16 protein-coding genes are annotated in these 17,302 nt (G+C 71.8%); 6 read left to right on the top strand and 10 right to left on the bottom strand.

Annotated features, from left to right (window positions below; all coding sequences use genetic code 11):
- Positions 1-6: 6 nt before the first annotated feature.
- Both ACWXWW_RS03910 and ACWXWW_RS03905 read right to left on the bottom strand, forming a co-directional pair.
- Complete coding sequence (locus ACWXWW_RS03910; protein WP_271174438.1) at positions 7-507, bottom strand: hypothetical protein; 501 nt, start codon at positions 505-507, stop codon at positions 7-9.
- Between the two features lie 37 nt (positions 508-544).
- The gene (locus tag ACWXWW_RS03905) at positions 545-1,204 is read right to left on the bottom strand and encodes a DNA-binding response regulator (RefSeq protein WP_455968869.1); all 660 of its coding nucleotides are present in this window, start codon (positions 1,202-1,204) and stop codon (positions 545-547) included.
- A 97-nt stretch (positions 1,205-1,301) separates the two neighbouring features.
- Between ACWXWW_RS03905 and ACWXWW_RS03900 the strand changes: the two genes are divergently transcribed.
- Positions 1,302-2,231, top strand: coding sequence for an oxidoreductase (locus tag ACWXWW_RS03900; protein ID WP_455968867.1), 930 nt, complete (start codon positions 1,302-1,304; stop codon positions 2,229-2,231).
- On the opposite strand, the gene ACWXWW_RS03895 is transcribed toward ACWXWW_RS03900, so the two are convergent.
- Positions 2,215-2,736, bottom strand: coding sequence for an N-acetyltransferase family protein (locus ACWXWW_RS03895; protein ID WP_455968865.1), 522 nt, complete (start codon positions 2,734-2,736; stop codon positions 2,215-2,217). The genes ACWXWW_RS03900 and ACWXWW_RS03895 overlap by 17 nt on opposite strands.
- A gap of 80 nt (positions 2,737-2,816) precedes the next feature.
- Here ACWXWW_RS03895 and ACWXWW_RS03890 point away from each other — a divergent pair, with 80 nt between their 5' ends.
- Positions 2,817-3,449: a 2-phosphosulfolactate phosphatase gene (locus tag ACWXWW_RS03890; RefSeq protein WP_455968864.1), complete on the top strand. Its 633-nt coding sequence runs from the start codon at positions 2,817-2,819 to the stop codon at positions 3,447-3,449.
- 428 nt (positions 3,450-3,877) lie between these two features.
- Here the strand turns inward: ACWXWW_RS03890 and ACWXWW_RS03885 are convergent, their stop codons facing one another.
- From ACWXWW_RS03885 to ACWXWW_RS03875, 3 genes are all read right to left on the bottom strand, one after another.
- Entirely contained in the window at positions 3,878-5,086 is a 1,209-nt protein-coding gene (locus tag ACWXWW_RS03885; RefSeq protein ID WP_455968862.1) for a DUF418 domain-containing protein, read from the bottom strand.
- 90 nt (positions 5,087-5,176) lie between these two features.
- The gene (locus tag ACWXWW_RS03880) at positions 5,177-5,380 is read right to left on the bottom strand and encodes a hypothetical protein (RefSeq protein ID WP_455968860.1); all 204 of its coding nucleotides are present in this window, start codon (positions 5,378-5,380) and stop codon (positions 5,177-5,179) included.
- 145 nt (positions 5,381-5,525) lie between these two features.
- On the bottom strand, positions 5,526-6,929 hold the full coding sequence (locus ACWXWW_RS03875; protein ID WP_455968859.1) for a cation:dicarboxylate symporter family transporter: 1,404 nt from the start codon (positions 6,927-6,929) through the stop codon (positions 5,526-5,528).
- 155 nt (positions 6,930-7,084) lie between these two features.
- Between ACWXWW_RS03875 and ACWXWW_RS03870 the strand changes: the two genes are divergently transcribed.
- Positions 7,085-8,776, top strand: coding sequence for an ATP-binding protein (locus tag ACWXWW_RS03870; protein ID WP_455968858.1), 1,692 nt, complete (start codon positions 7,085-7,087; stop codon positions 8,774-8,776).
- On the top strand, positions 8,773-9,462 hold the full coding sequence (locus tag ACWXWW_RS03865; RefSeq protein WP_421074665.1) for a response regulator: 690 nt from the start codon (positions 8,773-8,775) through the stop codon (positions 9,460-9,462). The genes ACWXWW_RS03870 and ACWXWW_RS03865 overlap by 4 nt, the downstream gene beginning before the upstream one ends.
- A 15-nt stretch (positions 9,463-9,477) precedes the next feature.
- Here ACWXWW_RS03865 and ACWXWW_RS03860 read toward each other — a convergent pair whose 3' ends face one another.
- Positions 9,478-9,966 carry a SprT-like domain-containing protein gene (locus tag ACWXWW_RS03860; RefSeq protein ID WP_271174452.1) on the bottom strand — a complete coding sequence of 163 codons (489 nt, stop codon included), beginning with the start codon at positions 9,964-9,966 and terminating at the stop codon, positions 9,478-9,480.
- Between the two features lie 783 nt (positions 9,967-10,749).
- Between ACWXWW_RS03860 and erm the strand changes: the two genes are divergently transcribed.
- Positions 10,750-11,517 carry a 23S ribosomal RNA methyltransferase Erm gene (gene erm / locus ACWXWW_RS03855; protein WP_455968857.1) on the top strand — a complete coding sequence of 256 codons (768 nt, stop codon included), beginning with the start codon at positions 10,750-10,752 and terminating at the stop codon, positions 11,515-11,517.
- 3 nt (positions 11,518-11,520) lie between these two features.
- On the opposite strand, the gene ACWXWW_RS03850 is transcribed toward erm, so the two are convergent.
- The 3 genes from ACWXWW_RS03850 to ACWXWW_RS03840 all read right to left on the bottom strand — a co-directional run bounded on the left by ACWXWW_RS03850 (position 11,521) and on the right by ACWXWW_RS03840 (position 13,491).
- Positions 11,521-12,048 carry a hypothetical protein gene (locus tag ACWXWW_RS03850; protein WP_271174454.1) on the bottom strand — a complete coding sequence of 176 codons (528 nt, stop codon included), beginning with the start codon at positions 12,046-12,048 and terminating at the stop codon, positions 11,521-11,523.
- 115 nt (positions 12,049-12,163) lie between these two features.
- The gene (locus tag ACWXWW_RS03845; protein WP_455968856.1) at positions 12,164-13,024 is read right to left on the bottom strand and encodes a spermidine synthase; all 861 of its coding nucleotides are present in this window, start codon (positions 13,022-13,024) and stop codon (positions 12,164-12,166) included.
- A 53-nt stretch (positions 13,025-13,077) separates the two neighbouring features.
- Positions 13,078-13,491 (bottom strand): GIY-YIG nuclease family protein, encoded by a 414-nt coding sequence (locus ACWXWW_RS03840; protein ID WP_455968855.1) that lies wholly within the window; start codon positions 13,489-13,491, stop codon positions 13,078-13,080.
- A 289-nt stretch (positions 13,492-13,780) separates the two neighbouring features.
- On the opposite strand from ACWXWW_RS03840, the gene rpoB reads away from it, so the two are divergent.
- Positions 13,781-17,275 (top strand): DNA-directed RNA polymerase subunit beta, encoded by a 3,495-nt coding sequence (gene rpoB, locus ACWXWW_RS03835; RefSeq protein WP_282980220.1) that lies wholly within the window; start codon positions 13,781-13,783, stop codon positions 17,273-17,275.
- Positions 17,276-17,302: the final 27 nt, after the last annotated feature.

Raw genomic sequence — 17,302 nt, 5'->3', positions numbered from 1 at the left:
GGGAGCTCAGCCGGCCTCGGCCGCGTCCGCCTCGGGATCGAACGCCCACGTGCGGGCGAGCTTCCGCAGGCGGACGCCGCGCACCTGCCACATGGCCCACAGCGGCAGCCAGAGCAGGGGAGCGGTCGGACCGCCGATCGTGAGCCGCTCGCGCCACAGCGTCCGGCCATCCGCCGTCGCCGAGACCGCCATCTGGTGGTCCCAGACGTCGAGCGACCCGAGGGGACCGGTGAGCGGCATCCCCACGTCGCGGAGGATTCGGACGGCGCCGCCCTCCTTCTCGCGGTCGACGGTCGCGATGAGCTGAGAGCCGAGCGGGATGGCCCCCGTGTCGAGCTGGACGGCCGCGTCCGACCCCGACTCCCACTGGAGCGGCATCGGATCGGCGCCGAGCGGCCGCATGCGCACGATCGGGCCGTAGAGCTCCGCGAGCACGGCGGGCGAGTGCAGCGCACGCCAGGCGGCGTCGGCGTCGCAGTCGAGGACGAGCTTCTGCAGGATCCGCATGCTCCAGTGTCACACCACGGCGCCGCGGCGGCGGAGGCTAGACGAGTCCGAGTTCGCGGGCGCGCACGCCGGCCTGGAAGCGCGACTCCGCGCCGAGCGCCTCCATGAGCTCGGCCACGCGACGGCGGTAGGTGCGCACGCTGAGCCCGAGGGCGCGCGCGGCCGACTCGTCCTTCACACCCTGGCTGAGCAGGTCCAGCACCTGCGGGGCGAGCTCGCGGATCTCGGCGCTCGCCGCATCGTGCACATCGAGGTCGGTTGAAGCGCGCCACGCGGCCTCGAACAGCGACGTCACCCCCTGCACCGCGTCGCGCTGCGTGAGGATGCTGTAGCTGCGCACCCCGGCGCGCCGGTCTCCCGCGAGGATGGCCACGCGCCGGTCGAGGATGATCGTCTCGTTCACCTCGTCGGATGTCACGCGGATCGACACAGCGGGGTGGTGCCGGATCGCGGCCATCCGCTGCGCCCAGCCCGGGTCGAGGAGGGCGCCGCTGCGGAAGACCTTCCGCACCCTCGCATCGCGAGCCGGCTCGGGCATCGCGGCGGGACCATCCGCCTCCCAGCGCCAGCTCGCGAGCTCGTTGGCGGCGCACGTGATCTCGCGCGCGGTCGCGAACAGGTGGGCGGTCCGGCGCATCACCTCGGCCTCGCCGCGCACGACGGTCACGCTCTCGTCGGTCCGGGTCATGGTCGGCATGCCCTCCATGCTCGTCAGCGGCCGCGTGCCGCAGCCTCTCGTGGCAACAACCTGCCACGGGAGCGGATTCCCGTCGCGGCCGTCGCACGCTGAGGGCATGACCGCACAGAATGACACCCTCGCCCCCTCCGCAGCTCTCTCCGGCACCTGGCAGCTCGGCGACCGCGCGGTCAACCGCCTCGGCTTCGGCGCGATGCGCCTGACCGGCATGCCGTGGGACCCGAAGCCGCGCGACCGCTCGGACGCCATCGCGGTGCTGCGCCGCGCCGTCGAGCTCGGCGTGAACCACATCGACACGGCGGCCTTCTACTTCTTCGCGACGCGATCCGCCAACGAGCTGATCGCGACGGCGCTCCAGCCGTACGGCGACGAGCTCGTCCTCGCGACGAAGGTCGGAGCCTCCCGCAGCCGCGAGGGCGAGTTCGAGCCCTACGCGCGACCCGACCAGCTCCGCGCGCAGGTCGAGGAGAACATCCGCCAGCTGGGGGTCGAGCAGCTCGACCTCGTCAACCTGCGCTGGGGCGCCGGCCTGGGGAAGGAGGAGGGGTCCCTCGCCGACCACCTCGGCGCCCTCGTCGAGCTGCAGGGCGCGGGTCTGCTCCGCAGCATCGGCGTCTCGAACGTCACGGCCGGGCAGCTGCGCGAGGCCCTGGGGGTCGCGCCGGTCGTCTGCGTGCAGAACCGCTACGGGCTCGCCGATCGGGCAGACGACGACGTGCTCGAGCTCGCGCGTGAGCGCGGTGTCGCGTTCGTCCCGTTCTTCGCGATGGGGGCGGCGGTGCCGGGTGCGCTGCCGGGCGGCGGCCACGACGACACCGGCGCCGCCGAGGTCACGGCGGTGGCGGAGGCGCACGGCGCGACCCCCGCGCAGATCCGGCTCGCCTGGACGCTCCACCGCGCGCCGAACGTCCTCGCGATCCCGGGCACGGGCGACCTCCGGCACGTCGAGGAGAACGTCGCGGCCGGCGCCATCCGCCTCGCCGACGACGAGCTCGCGCTCCTCGACGGCGTCACCTCCGGGCGCTGACGTCCGATCCGGCGTTCCTGGCCATCCGCAGCTCGGGGAGCGGCGTGCCGTCGGCCGCGTCCTCGACGCGCTCGACGCCGTCGAGCGCGAAGCCGTGCTTCTCGTAGAAGCGGATGGCCCGGGCGTTGCCCGCGAGCACCCACAGGTAGGCGGGGCGGTCGCCGATCGCCTCGCGGATCAGCGCGTCGGCGACGCCCGAGCCGTGGCGATCGGGGTCGAGGTAGAGCGCGTACAGCTCGCGCTCGGCGGGCGGCTCGGGATCGCGGGCGGGGCCCGACGAAGCGAACCCGAGCACGCGCGCCCCCTCGAGCGCGACCCAGGTCGGATTGCGGTTCTGCCGGAGGATGCGCTCCCACCGCCGAGCCCGTGCAGGCACCGACAGACGCGAGAGCGTCTCGGCCGGCAGGAGGTGGGCGTAGGCGATGCGCCAGGTGCGGATGTGCACCTCCGCGAGCCCTCGGGCGTCGTCGGGTCGCGCTCGCCGGATCTCGATCGTCGTCTCCACCTCAGCACGATGCCGCATCCGGCCGCGCCCGCGCCAGGGGCTTGCGCGGAGCACTCGGGACGGCCGGGGAGAATCGAGGGATGGCCTCCGCGTTCGATCAGTCCTCGTATCAGGTGCGCTTCGACTGGGGAGTCGACGGGCTGCGGCGCCTCGCGCCCGCCGACGTCGTGATCGTGGTCGACGTCATCCGCTTCACCTCGAACGTCGCCGCCGCGGTCGCTCGCGGCGAGCAGGTCGCGCTGGCCGACGCGCACGCCGTCTCGATCAACGGCGCCGCGGTCGCGCAGGCCGCCGCTGGCCTGGAGCACGCACCGGTCGTGCTCGCCGGGGCGCTGCGCAACGCGGCGGCCGTCGCCCGCGCCGTGCTCGCCGAGCAGGAGCGCCGCGGCGCCCGAACGAGCATCGCCGTCATCGCGGCGGGCGAGAGGGATGGCGCCGGGCTGCGGTTCGCGGTCGAGGACCAGCTCGGCGCGGGCGCCGTGATCGCCGCGCTGTCGGACCTCGGCATCGACCACTCCTCGCCCGAGGCCGTGGTGCCGGCCGAGTCGTTCCGGGCGCTCCGTCGCGCGGTGAAGCACCTGCTGACCGCGAGCGGCTCGGGCCGGGAGCTCGAGGGCGACCCACGGCACGCCGACGTGAAGCCCGCCGCGGCGATCGACGACCTCGACGTCGTGCCCGTGCTGCGGGACGGGGTGTTCACGGCCCTGGGTTGAGGGGCGCGGCCCTGTTCAGGTCGCAGTTTCGGCCGCTATTCGGCCGTTTTGGGGACGGTTTTTGCGACCTGGGCGGGGTGGGTGGGGGTCGACGGGGCTCGGTTGAGGGGCTGGCCCTGTTCAGGTCGCGGTTCCGGCCGCTATTGGGCCGTTTGGGGACGGTTTTTGCGACCTGGGCGGGCGGGGCCGGGCCCTGTTCAGGTCGCAGTTTCGGCCGCTATTGGGCCGTTTGGGGACGGTTTTTGCGACCTGGGCGGGCGGGGCCCTGTTCAGGTCGCAGTTCCGGCCGCTATTCGGCCGTTTGGGGACGGTTACTGCGACCTGGGCACGGTGGGTGGGGCTCGGCGGCGCTCGGTTGAGGGGCTGGCCCTGTTCAGGTCGCGGTTTCGGCCGCAACGGGCCGAATCGGCCGAACCCGTCCGACCCGCCTACGCCACAGGCGTCGCTGTGCTGCGTGCGCCTCGGTACGTGAGGGCGCGGAGCGCCCACTCCGCGGGTCCGCGGCGCCCCGCCCGGTCGAGCGCGACCGCGAAGGCGACCGAGACCAGCCACACCGCGATGGCGATGAGCGTCGCCTGCCACTGCGTGACGACGGCGCCGAGCCCGAGCCCCCAGGCCGAGAGCAGTGGAGTGAGCAGCACCGACTGGAGCAGGTAGCACGAGAGCGACCGCTTGCCGACGGCGGTGAGTGCGCGGACGACGCCGCGGCGTGCGCCGTCGGCTGACACGCGCGACGCGAGGAGCGCGAACACGGCCGCGTAGCCGAGCGCGGCGAACAGCCCCGTCGCGGAGTGGAGCTCGCTCGCGGTCCAGCTCGGCACATCCCACGCGCCGAAGTGGATGAGGACCGAGGGGATGGCCCCGAGCCATCCGATCGCGATGCCGACGAGGGCGGTCCGCACGAGGAGCGCGCGGTGCAGAGCGGGTTCCTCGAGCATGCGCCGGCGTGCGCAGACGATCGCGAGGAGCACCGCGATCGGCACGACGAGCCCGATGACGCCCTGGCCGAACACGAGCGGCAGCCAGAAGAGCAGGCGGGGCCCGATCGAGGCGGGGTAGGGCTCGACGGCGGCGAGCTGCGGCAGCGCGACCTCGGTCATGGCCACGTACTCGGCCGGGATGGTCAGCCCGCCGACGACCATGAGCCCCGCGAGGACGACGAGCACCGACAGGAGGACGACGCACCAGACGAGGAGCGTCCGGTCACGGCGGCGCAGGAAGAGCCACACGACGAGCAGCCCGATGAGGCCGTATGCGCCGAGCACGTCGCCGTACCAGAGCAGTGCGGCGTGCACGGCGCCGAAGACGATCATCCACGCGTGGCGGATCTGCAGCAGTCGTCGGGCGGCCTTCTCATCGCGGCCGAGCGCCTGCTGGCGTGTGTAGAGCTGCCAGATGCCGTACCCGAAGAGGAATGCGAAGAGCGGGTAGCTGCGCCCGTCGACCGCGATGATCGCGATCGCCTGCCACGCCGCGTCGAGCCCGGTGGCGCCCGTGCGGTGTGCGCTCGTCGACGCGGTCTCGGCGCCGTACAGCGACCACGGCGCGTTCGCGACGGCGATGAGCAGCAGCATGAGGCCGCGCGCGAGGTCGGGCGCGACGGCGCGCGCGGTCGTGCGGGTGTCCTGGATCGTCATGAGCGCCCCCTCGTCTCCGCCTCCCCGGGGCGAGCCTACGGATGGCGCGGGCGCGGCGGCATCCCCCGCACGGGTGAGATGCGGTGGGGCTCAGATGCGGCCGCGCCGGGCGCGTGCGGCGAAGGCGTCGAGAGCGTCGAGGACGTCGGGTGCCTGCCAGATCCGGTAGCGGGCCTTGCCCGAGGCCTTCGTAAGGATCCCGGCGTCGGCGAGGCGTGAGATCGCGGAGGCCGCTGCGACGTCGCTGATCCTCAGGATGGTCGCGAGAACGCGGGTCGTGACGACGGGCTGCATGAGCAGCGCGTCCAGCGCACGATGGACCGAGGAGCCGATCGTAACCGAAGGCTGTCGCCTTAGCCTTTTGTCAGAGCGCGGGACTTCCGCGCACGACGCGGCCCCGGCCATCCGACCGGGGCCGCGTCGCAGCGGATGAGCGGGACTACCGCCCGGCGCGCACCTCGTCGGTGCGGATCACGCGCGAGATGGGCGACGGGCCCTGGCCGTCCTCGGGGAGCTCCGGCAGGTTCGAGAAGTCGGGCTCGTCGTGGTCGTCGGTCATCGTCTCCTCGTCGAACGGCCGCTCGCCGCGGAGCACCTGGCGCGCCTGGTCGCGGTCGAACTCGCGCGTCCACGTCGCGATGACGATGGACGCCACGGCGTTGCCCGTGAAGTTCGTGAGCGCGCGGGCCTCCGACATGAAGCGGTCGATTCCCGTGATGATGCCGACGCCGTCGACGAGGTCGGGGCGGTAGGTCTGCAGGCCGCCCGCGAGGGTGGCGAGGCCCGCGCCGGTGACGCCCGCGGCGCCCTTCGACGCGATGATCATGAAGACGAGCAGCCCGATCTGCTCCGAGATCGACAGCGGCGTGCCCATCGCGGTGGCGATGAACAGCGACGCCATCGTGAGGTAGATCGCGGTGCCGTCGAGGTTGAACGAGTAGCCGGTGGGCACCGTGATGCCCGCGACGGGCTTCGAGACGCCGAGGTGCTCCATCTTGGCGATGAGGCGGGGCAGGGCCGACTCCGACGACGACGTGCTCACGATGAGGAGGTACTCGCGGGCGAGGTACTTCATCACGGAGAAGATGTTGATGCGCGCGGTGAACCACAGCACGGCGGCGAGCACGACGCCGATGAAGAGGATGCACGTGACGTAGAAGCCGATCATCAGCGTCCCGAGCGCGAGCACGGCGCCCCATCCGGTCGAGCCGACGACGCCGGCGATCGCGCCGAAGGCGCCGATCGGGGCGACCCAGAGGATCATCGTCAGCACGCGGAAGACGACGGCCTGCACGAGGCGGATGCCCTCGAGGATGCGCTCGCCCTTCGCCCCGAGGCGCTGGATGGCGAAGCCGACGAGCAGCGAGACGAAGAGCACCTGCAGGACCGACTCGCCCGTGAGCGGCGAGAAGAGCGTCGCGGGGATGATGCCCATGAGGAAGTCGGTCGTCGACTCGGCCTCGCCCTCGACCTCGTAGCCCGGGTTGCTGAGCTGGAGCCCCTCGCCGGGGTGGATGAGGTTGCCGACCACGAGGCCGATGAACAGCGCGAAGGTCGACATCACGAGGAAGTAGCCGAGCGCGAGCCCGCCGACCTTGCCGACGGTCGCGGCCTTCGCGATGGAGCCGATGCCGAGCACGATCGTGCAGAAGATCACCGGCGCGATCATCATCTTGATGAGGCCGACGAAGGCCTTGCCGATCCAGGCGAGCGATGCGCCGAAGTCGGGCCAGATGAGTCCGACCGCGATGCCCGCGACCACGGCGATGATGACCGCGATGTAGAGCCAGTGCTGCTTGTCGATGCCGCGCCTGCGCTGCGCGGCCTGTGGCGTCGTCGCCATGGTGCGTCCTCTCCTTCGGGGCACCGGAGCCTCGGGTTCGCGGTCCGGCGTGCGGGGTTCATCCTGTTCCGGGGCGGATGGCCCGGACGACTTGCGTGCATAGTGTTCGCGTCGAGAGGCGGATGGCGAGGGCGCGCGGCCGACACAATGGGGGGATGGCACGACGAGGCGCCGGGATCAGCGCGCGCGGACGACGACGCAGCGTGGCGGCGTGGGTGCTCGGCGTGCAGACGGCCGTGCTGCTCGCCGGCGGGGCGATCGTGTTCGGCGTGCTCGCGTGGGATGCGCAGACCTCGGCGCACGCGGACGCCGAGGAGCGCTCGACGAGCCTCGTGCTCACCCTCGCGAGCGAGCCGACGGTGATCGAGGTCGTCTCCGCCGCTCACGCGCGCATCGGCGCCGACCCGGAGGGCGCCGTCGCGACGGCGTCGGCCGAGCTGCAGCCGTACGTCGAGCGGATCATCGCCGCGACGGGCGTCTCGTACGTGACGATCATGGACACCGATCGCACCCGCTACACGCACGCCGACCCCGCGCGGATCGGCGGCGCGTTCATCGGCACGATCGCGCCCGCCCTCGAGGGGGAGACGTTCACCGAGGTGTACTCCGGCACGCTCGGGCCCTCGGTGCGCGCGGTCGCTCCCGTCGCGGACGACGGCGAGATCGTCGGCCTCGTCTCGGCCGGCGTGACGCTCGAGAACGTGACCGGGTCCATCCTGCTGCGTCTGCAGCTCGTCGGCCTCGCGACGCTCGCGGTCGTGGGGCTGGGAGCGCTCGCGACCATCCTGCTGTTCCGCCGCCTCTACCGCGTGACCGACGGCCGCGATCCCGACGAGCTCGCGCGGCTCTTCGCCGCGCACGAGGCGGTGCTCCACTCCCTCGAGGAGGGCCTGCTGCTCGTCGAGCGCCCGCGATCGGATGGCGCGGCGCGCGTCGTGCTCGCGAACGACCAGGCGGGCGTGCTGCTCGGGATCGCGGAGGAGCCGCCGTTCGCGGTCGACGATCCGGCCCTCCCGGCCGAGGTGCGCGACGTGCTCACCGGGCGAGACGGCGGAGCCGTCGTGCGGGTGGGTGCGCGCGAGCTCGTCGTCGACCGGTCGGAGATCGAGCTCGGCGGCCGTCGCGCGGAGATCCTCGCGCTCCGCGATCGCACCGAGCTGCGGCGGATGGCCGGCGAGCTGTCGTCGGTCAAGACGATCTCCGATGCGCTGCGCGCGCAGGCGCACGAGTTCGACAACCGCCTGCACGCGATCGCGTCGCTCATCGAGCTCGGGCGCCCCGACGAGGCGCTCGCGTTCGCGGCGTCGGAGCGCGACCTCGGGCAGCGGCTGGCCGACCGCGTGCTGCACGCCGTGGACGAGCCGGTCATCGCGGCGCTCGTGCTCGGCAAGGTCGCGCAGGCGCATGAGCGGGCCGTGGAGATGCACTTCGAGACCCACCTCGCCCCAGGAACGCATGGCCTCCCGCCGGCCGACGTCGTGACCATCCTGGGCAATCTCATCGACAACGCGATCGAGGCGTCGGCGAGGCGGGCGGCGCGCACGGGCGTCCGCGATGCGTGGGTGGAGGTGTATCTCGGCGAGACGGAGGACGATGCGCTCGTGTTCCAGGTGACCGACAGCGGAGACGGCGTCGCGGCGGCCGACCGCGAGCGCATCTTCGAGCGCGGGTTCTCGACGAAGGCCGACGACGCGCAGGGCCACGGCTACGGTCTCGCGCTCGCGCGTCAGGCCGCGCGCGGGCTGGGCGGCGACATCGAGGTCGCCGACGCTCCGGGCGGGGGAGCCGTCTTCACGGCGACGCTGCCGCGGCCGGATGGCGCGGGAGCCGCGGGGGAGCGGTCATGACGCCGATCCGCGTCCTCGTCGTGGAGGACGACCCCCGCGCGGCGCAGGCGCACGGCGCGTACCTGGCCCGCCTCGACGGGTTCGCGCTCGTCGGGACCGCGCACACCGCGGCATCCGCGCGCCGGGCCATCCGCGATGCCTACGCGACAGACGATCGCATCCATCTCGTGCTGCTCGACCTCAACCTGCCGGATGGTCACGGGCTCGAGCTGTGCCGAGAGCTGCGGGCGGCGGGGATCGCGATCGACGTGATCGCCGTCACGGCCGTGCGCGAGCTCGGCGCGGTGCGGCAGGCGGTCGCCGTCGGCGTCGTGCAGTACCTCATCAAGCCGTTCACGTTCGACGTGTTCGCGGCGAAGCTGCGGGCGTACCGCGAGTACTTCGAGCGGATGCGGTCGCCCGTGTCGGCGCTCAGCCAGCGCGAGGTGGACACGGCGTTCGCGGCGCTGCGGACGACGAACCTGCCCGGGCTGCCTAAGGGCCTCTCTCAGGAGACGCTCGACGCGGTCACGGAGCTCATCGCGGCCGAGGGGCTCTCGGCATCCGAGGTGGCCGACGTGCTCGGACTGTCGCGGGTGACGGCGCGCCGGTACCTGGAGTTCCTCGCCGACGGGGGCGTCGTGGCGCGCTCGCCGCGTCACGGCGGCCGCGGGCGCCCCGAGCTGGAGTACCGGCGCGTCGAGTGAACGCCGCCTGGGGTCTTACCGCGGCGTCATCGCGGCGACGCGGTCAGCGCGCGTGATCTCGCGGCGTTCCCACGTGAAGAGGAAGCGCCGGTCGAACGTCGGCGCGCACTTCACGCACGACGACGCCCGCGCCGGACGCCGATGACGGTACACCGTGTGGCCGCCCGGGCACGTGCCGACCCAGGGCGCGAGCTCGGTCGCCGTCTCGCCGTCGTGTGTCGTGCCGCCGACGTAGCCGAGGTCGCGGGCGATGCGCTTCCAGGCCTTGCCGTGCCCCGCGGCGCGCCCCGCGAGGGCGTGCGCGACCTCGTGCAGCAGGGTCTGGTGGTTCGTGTCGTCGTCGTACCGTGCGGCGAGGTAGCGCGAGACGGTGATCCGCTTGCGTGAGAAGTCGCACTGGCCGGCCCGGCGCTTGGCGTTGTCGAAGGCGAAGCTCCAGCTCTCGTCGAGGTGCTGGGCGATGAGGGCTTCGGCCCATCGGGTGACGCGCTGCAGATCCGACACGCTTCGAGGCTAAGCGCCCCCGCCGACAACGCGGCCCAGCGCTCGCCGCCGGGTGGGCGTGTGTCGCGCGCGGCGCGGGGGGCGGAGGCGTGGGGCGCGGGGGCGAGGGCGGGGCGGAGGGCGTGGGTGCGCGGGGCGTGGGCTTCCATGTCTCACTCGGCGCGGCCATCCGCCGGTCTTTCTGGTCCGCCGTGAGACACGCGTGGTTCGCCGGGGTCACCTGCCTCGGCACACGGCACGTCGTGTCTCACTTGGTGCGGGTATCCCGTGGCTTATCTCGATGGGGGTGAGACATGTGTCGTCGGCAGGGCCACCGTGTCTCGGTCAGTGCGGGTATCGGCCGGTCTTTCCCGCCGTGGGTGAGACATGCAAGGCGCGCCAAGAGCCCGTGTCTCGCCCGCCGCGGTTATCCGCCGGTCTTTCCCGCCGAAAGTGAGACACGCAACGCCCCCCAACCGCCCGTGTCTCGCCCGCTGCGGCTATCGGCCCGTCTTTCCCGCCGGAACTGAGACACGCAACGCCCCCACCCCCCCGTGTCTCACGCCCCACCGCCATCCGCTCGTCTTTCCCGCCGAGAGTGAGACATGCATAGACTGGGGCGCATGGGGACTCTGTGCAGCGCGCTGACGGCGTGCGTTTACGTCCGCGACCGCCGCGCCTGACGGCGCGTTCGCAGGTCGACCTTCTCCGCGCCGTCGTTCCGGATGCCATCGCGCCCGGACGCGCGTCCTCGCTCACGCCCGACGTGCCCGGGTGCTCCGAATCCTTCCCTGGAGCGCTCGCATGCGACCCCGATCCATCCATGGCGGACGCCATGAACTCGGACAGAACTTCCTCATCCACCAGCCCACCATCGACCGGCTCGTCGCGCTCGTCGCCGACACCACCGGCTCGGTGCTCGAGATCGGCGCGGGAGACGGCGCCCTCACCCGCCGCCTCGCGACGCTGCCGCGCGACTTCACGGCGCTCGAGATCGACGAGACGCGGGTGCGCGGGCTCCGCCGACGCCTGCCCGGCGTCCGGATCGTCCGCGCCGACGCGCTCGGCCATCCGCTCGACGCCGACGTCGTCGTGGGCAACCTGCCGTTCCACCTGACGACGCCCCTGCTGCGTCACCTCCTCGCCGCGCGACGCTGGACCGACGCCGTGCTCCTCACCCAGTGGGAGGTCGCGCGCAAGCGGGCGGGCGTCGGCGGCGCGACCCTCATGACGGCGCAGGCCGCGCCGTGGTTCGCCTTCGCGCTGCACGGGCGCGTCCCGGCGCGGGGCTTCCGCCCGGTGCCGGGCGTCGACGGCGGCATCCTGACGATCTCGCGCCGGCCGACCCCGCTCGTCCCGACCCGGGAGCGGCGCGGCTACGAGCGCTTCGTGCGCTCCGCCTTCACCGGCCAGGGGCGCGGGATGGCCGAGATCCTGCGCCGCGCGACGGGTGCGGATGGCCGCAGCGTGCGTCGTGCGCTCGCGGCGTGCGGCATCGACGCGGCGCGTCTCCCGCGCGATCTCCAGCCCGAGGACTGGGCGGCGCTGTGGCGGGAGGTGTCGCGGCGGTAGCCGTCAGCTCGCGACGGCGGAGCGGGGGCGACGGCGCTCGGCGGCCTCGATTGCCGACATCGTCGCCTCGAGCTGCTGCTCGGGGGCGCCCATCTCCTGGCGCAGGAAGAGCACGCGCTTGAAGTCCTGCCGGGCGCCCTCGAAGTCGCCCGCGTCGAAGCGCGTCTTGCCGCGGTGCTGGAGCGCGAAGGCGGCGATGCCCGCCCACTCCTGACCCTCGGCCTCCTCGATGCAGGTCGACAGCTCGTACTCGGCGGCCGCGTACGCGCCGCGGAACTGCTGCACCGTCGCGTGCAGCACACGGGCGCGCAGGAGGTCCTTGCGGGTTCCGGCCATCCGCGCGACGCGGACGGCCTGCTCCGAGATCGAGAGGGCCTCGTCGAGCTCGCCGAGCACCTTCAGCAGCCACACCCGCTCGAGCAGAGCGGGGAGGCTCCGCTGGGGGCCGATCTCCGCGAGGCGCTCGCGGCACTCGGCGGGGTCGACGACCTCACGAAGGGTCTCCGGATCGTATCCGTGGATGTAGCTCAATTCCCACTCCCTTCCGCGCAGTCGCCTGTCCAGTGTGCAACGCGTCCGCGCATCCGCCGGGCAGGCACACCGGGCCGGGTCGGATCGATCGCGGATCGGAAGAAACGCGCCCGCGTCAGCGCTCGAAGAGCGACGCGGACGGCTTGGGCGAGGCCGTCGCATCCGCGTCGGTCGCGGGGATGGCGCCGCGCACGAACTCGTCGATCTCGCGGCCCTCGGCGACCTTCGCGGGATGCGGCCCGGCCGCCATGAGCCGCGGCAGCCACTCTGTCGGGAGCGGTGCGGCCGATGCCGCGACGACGAGATTGCCGAAGCGCCGGCCCTTGAGCACCTGCACCTCGGCGAGCACGACGACGTGCGGCAGCACGTCGCGGATGGTCGCCACCTGCCTCCGCGCGAACGCGAGGCCCGCGCCATCCGCGACGTTGACGAGCAGCACGCCGTGCGGCGCGAGGAGGGCGGCGGCCGCGCGGTAGAACTCGACCGTCGTGAGGTGCGCGGGTGTCTGCGCGCCCGAGTACACGTCGGAGACGAGCAGGTCGACCTGCCCCGTCAGGGCGGAGGGGAGTCGTCCGAGGCCCTCGCGCGCATCGCCGATCCGGATGCGGATGGCCGCGCCGCGGGGGAGCGGGAGCTGCGCGCGGACGAGGTCGACGAGCGCCTGCTCGAGCTCGACGACCTGCTGCCGCGACCCCGGCCGCGTCGCGTCGATGTACCGCGGGATCGTGAGGCCCCCGCCGCCGAGGTGCACGGCCGTGAGCGGGCCGGGCGGCAGCTGGTCGATGACCGCGCCCATCCGCGCGACGTACTCGAAGTGAAGGTGCGTCGGGTCGTCGAGGTCGACGTGCGACTGCGGGGTGCCGTCGACGATCAGCTCCCAGCCCGAGCCGAACTCGCTCGGCGCGATCCGCGCGATCGACCCGTCCGACAGACGCGCCTGCGGCTCGTCGCGCTCGTCTCTCCGCTGGCGTCCCATGCGTCCATCCTCTCGCGGGGCGGTGCGTCTCGTGCTGCAGGGCTCTCGCGGGGTCAAGGGCGATGCGCGTCGGCGAGCCAGCGCAGGTACCGGTGCCACGGATCGCCGTCGGCGAGCGAGGCGATGTGCGCGAGCAGCTCGGGCGCGGCCGTGAACCACTCGCCGCCCTCGCGCAGATGCGCGAACTGCGCGTGGCGGGCCTGCTCGACCGGCCTCCCGCCCTGCTCAAACGCGAGCAGCTCCTCGTGGCGGATGGCCCGGAGCCGGCGGCGGGGATCGGCCGACGTGCCGATCTTCACGCGCTCGGCGTAGCGGAGGTAGTAGACGACCTCGACGCGCGGCGGGGCGAGGTCCGCGTCGGGAGCGTCGCCGACGATCCATCCGCACCGTGCGCACCGCGGCCATCCGCCGACGCGCTCGCCCTCGCGCCCTCCGCAGAAGGCGCACGGGTCGGCCAGTGTCGTCACCCGCCGAGGCTACGCCGGGGCGCCGACACCAGCCGCGGCGCCGCCGGGCGCGCATTTATACCGGACAGTCCGAGCGAGGTCAAGGACTCCGCTTGCCACGGCGCGTCAGAGGGTCTATGCTTGAGATTTGCGCTCTTATGGGTCATCCATGCCTTCATATGGTGGTCGGCTGGCTCCCGTGATCCCCGCAGATAGCGGCGTGCGAATCACAGGATAGACCCGAAGCGCACCTCACCTGTCGACAAGGAATCTAGCGGCCCCGCACGCGGGGCTCATGGAGGTTTTCCCCTTGGCTGCTGCGCGCAACGCATCCACCACCACCCCGAAGAACGGACGCGGAGCATCCCGCCTCTCGTTCGCCAAGATCTCCGACACGCTCACGGTCCCCGACCTGCTGGCGCTGCAGACCGAGTCGTTCGACTGGCTGGTCGGCAACGAGGCCTGGAAGGCCCGCGTCGCCGAGGCGAAGGCCGCCGGACGCACCGACGTGCCCGAGCGGAGCGGTCTCGACGAGATCTTCGAGGAGATCTCGCCCATCGAGGACCTGAGCGAGACGATGCAGCTCTCGTTCACCAACCCCTACCTCGAGCCCGAGAAGTACACGATCGAGGAGTGCAAGGACCGCGGCAAGACCTACGCGGCCCCGCTCTACGTCGAGGCCGAGTTCATGAACCACCAGACCGGTGAGATCAAGACTCAGACGGTCTTCATGGGCGACTTCCCGCTGCAGACCGACAAGGGCACGTTCATCATCAACGGCACCGAGCGTGTCGTGGTGTCGCAGCTCGTCCGCTCGCCCGGCGTCTACTTCGACAAGACCCCCGACAAGACGTCCGACAAGGACATCGTGTCGGCGCGCGTCATCCCCAGCCGCGGCGCCTGGCTCGAGTTCGAGATCGACAAGCGCGACCAGGTCGGCGTCCGCATCGACCGCAAGCGCAAGCAGTCGGTCACGGTGTTCCTCAAGGCCCTCGGCCTCTCGAGCGACGACATCCTCGCCGAGTTCGCCGGCATCTCCTCGATCGAGGAGACCCTCGCGAAGGACACGATCCTCACGCAGGAGGAGGCGCTCCGCGACATCTACCGCAAGCTGCGTCCGGGCGAGCAGGTCGCCGCCGAGGCCGCGCGCTCGCTGCTCGACAACTTCTACTTCAACCCGAAGCGCTACGACCTCGCCAAGGTCGGCCGCTACAAGCTGAACCAGAAGCTCGGTCTCGACAAGCCGCTCACCGACTCGGTGCTCACGGTCGAGGACATCGTCGCGACGATCAAGTACCTCGTCCGCCTGCACCGCGGCGACGAGACCTTCGAGGGCGTCCGCAAGGGCGGCGAGGTCGTCGACCTCCGCATCGAGGTCGACGACATCGACAACTTCGGCAACCGTCGTATCCGCGCGGTGGGCGAGCTCATCCAGAACCAGGTCCGCACCGGTCTGTCGCGCATGGAGCGCGTCGTCCGCGAGCGCATGACCACGCAGGACATCGAGGCGATCACGCCGCAGACCCTGATCAACGTGCGCCCCGTCGTCGCCGCGATCAAGGAGTTCTTCGGAACGTCGCAGCTGTCGCAGTTCATGGACCAGAACAACCCGCTCGCGGGTCTGACCCACAAGCGCCGCCTGTCGGCGCTGGGCCCCGGCGGTCTTTCGCGCGACCGCGCGGGCGTCGAGGTCCGTGACGTCCACCCGTCGCACTACGGCCGCATGTGCCCGATCGAGACGCCGGAAGGCCCGAACATCGGCCTCATCGGCTCGCTCGCGTCGTTCGCGCGCATCAACGCGTTCGGCTTCATCGAGACGCCGTACCGCCGCGTCGTCGACGGCCGCGTGACGAACGAGATCGACTACCTCACCGCCGCTGAGGAGACGCGCTTCAACGTCGCCCAGGCCAACGCGGTGCTCAACGAGGATGGCACGTTCGCCGACGAGCGCGTCCTCGCGCGTCAGCGCGGCAACGAGGTCGACCTCGTGCCCGCCGACGAGGTGTCGTACATGGACGTCTCGCCGCGCCAGATGGTGTCGGTCGGAACGTCGCTCATCCCGTTCCTCGAGCACGACGACGCGAACCGCGCGCTCATGGGCGCCAACATGCAGCGTCAGGCCGTTCCGCTCCTCGTCGCCGAGTCGCCGCTGGTCGGCACGGGCATGGAGGGCTACGCGGCCATCGACGCGGGCGACTCGATCATCGCCGACAAGGCGGGCGTCGTCACCGACGTCACGAGCGACTACGTCTCGGTGCAGCTCGACGAGGGCGGCCGCCGCGACTACTTCCTGCGCAAGTTCGACCGCTCGAACCAGGGCAACTGCTACAACCAGCGTGCGATCGTGACCGCGGGCGAGCGCGTCGAGGTCGGCGAGGTCATCGCGGATGGCCCGGCGACGGAGAACGGCGAGCTCGCGCTCGGCAAGAACCTGCTCGTCGGGTTCATGTCGTGGGAGGGCCACAACTTCGAGGACGCGATCATCCTCAGCCAGAACCTCGTGAAGGACGACACCCTCACCTCGATCCACATCGAGGAGTACGAGGTCGACGCCCGCGACACGAAGCTCGGGAAGGAGGAGATCACCCGCGACCTCCCCAACGTGAGCCCCGAGCTCCTGAAGGACCTCGACGAGCGCGGCATCATCCGCATCGGCGCCGAGGTCCGCCCCGGCGACATCCTCGTCGGCAAGGTCACGCCCAAGGGCGAGACCGAGCTCTCGGCCGAGGAGCGCCTGCTCCGCGCGATCTTCAACGAGAAGAGCCGCGAGGTCCGCGACACGTCGCTCAAGGTGCCGCACGGTGAGCAGGGCACGATCATCGCGGTCAAGGAGTTCAACGCCGAGGAGGGCGACGACGAGCTCGGCTCGGGCGTCAACCGCCGCGTCGTGGTCTACATCGCCCAGAAGCGCAAGATCACCGAGGGCGACAAGCTCGCCGGCCGTCACGGCAACAAGGGCGTCATCGCGAAGATCCTCCCCGTCGAGGACATGCCGTTCCTCGCGGACGGAACGCCGCTCGACGTCGTGCTGAACCCGATGGGCATCCCCGGCCGAATGAACTTCGGCCAGGTCCTCGAGACGCACCTCGGCTGGATCGCCAAGCAGGGCTGGAAGATCGAGGGCGAGCCCGAGTGGGCCGTGCACATCCCCGAGGACGCCCGCGAGGTCGACCCCGGCACGAAGGTCGCGACCCCCGTGTTCGACGGCGCCTACGAGTCCGAGATCGCGGGTCTGCTCGACTCGACGCTCCCGACGCGCGACGGCGACCGCCTCATCGACCGCTCGGGCAAGGCGCAGCTCTTCGACGGCCGCACCGGCGAGCCCTACCCGGCTCCGATCTCGGTCGGCTACATGTACATCCTGAAGCTGCACCACCTCGTCGACGACAAGATCCACGCGCGCTCGACGGGCCCGTACTCGATGATCACCCAGCAGCCGCTCGGTGGTAAGGCGCAGTTCGGCGGTCAGCGCTTCGGCGAGATGGAGGTGTGGGCCCTCGAGGCCTACGGCGCCGCTTACGCGCTGCAGGAGCTCCTTACGGTCAAGTCCGACGACATCCTCGGCCGCGTCAAGGTGTACGAGGCCATCGTCAAGGGCGAGAACATCCCCGAGCCCGGCATCCCCGAGTCCTTCAAGGTGCTCATGAAGGAGATGCAGTCGCTCTGCCTGAACGTCGAGGTCCTCTCGTCCGACGGCACGGCGGTCAACCTCCGCGACACCGACGACGAGGCCTTCCGCGCTGCGGAGGAGCTCGGCATCAACATCTCCAGCCGATTCGAGTCCGCCTCGATCGACGAGATCTGATCCGGCCAGCCGATTTAGAGATTTCCG

The sequence above is a fragment of the Microbacterium sp. KNMS genome, from assembly GCF_053851835.1.
This window is presented reverse-complemented; position numbering and strand designations above follow the sequence as displayed.

Excerpts from the sequence above, each read along its gene's own strand:
- ACWXWW_RS03910 (WP_271174438.1), bottom strand. The coding sequence starts at position 507 with ATGCGGATCCTGCAGAAGCTCGTCCTCGACTGCGACGCCGACGCCGCC.
- ACWXWW_RS03905 (WP_455968869.1), bottom strand. The coding sequence starts at position 1,204 with ATGCCGACCATGACCCGGACCGACGAGAGCGTGACCGTCGTGCGCGGC.
- ACWXWW_RS03900 (WP_455968867.1), top strand. The coding sequence starts at position 1,302 with ATGACCGCACAGAATGACACCCTCGCCCCCTCCGCAGCTCTCTCCGGC.
- ACWXWW_RS03890 (WP_455968864.1), top strand. The coding sequence starts at position 2,817 with ATGGCCTCCGCGTTCGATCAGTCCTCGTATCAGGTGCGCTTCGACTGG.
- ACWXWW_RS03885 (WP_455968862.1), bottom strand. The coding sequence starts at position 5,086 with ATGACGATCCAGGACACCCGCACGACCGCGCGCGCCGTCGCGCCCGAC.
- ACWXWW_RS03880 (WP_455968860.1), bottom strand. The coding sequence starts at position 5,380 with ATGCAGCCCGTCGTCACGACCCGCGTTCTCGCGACCATCCTGAGGATC.
- ACWXWW_RS03875 (WP_455968859.1), bottom strand. The coding sequence starts at position 6,929 with ATGGCGACGACGCCACAGGCCGCGCAGCGCAGGCGCGGCATCGACAAG.
- ACWXWW_RS03870 (WP_455968858.1), top strand. The coding sequence starts at position 7,085 with ATGGCACGACGAGGCGCCGGGATCAGCGCGCGCGGACGACGACGCAGC.
- ACWXWW_RS03865 (WP_421074665.1), top strand. The coding sequence starts at position 8,773 with ATGACGCCGATCCGCGTCCTCGTCGTGGAGGACGACCCCCGCGCGGCG.
- erm (WP_455968857.1), top strand. The coding sequence starts at position 10,750 with ATGCGACCCCGATCCATCCATGGCGGACGCCATGAACTCGGACAGAAC.
- ACWXWW_RS03845 (WP_455968856.1), bottom strand. The coding sequence starts at position 13,024 with ATGGGACGCCAGCGGAGAGACGAGCGCGACGAGCCGCAGGCGCGTCTG.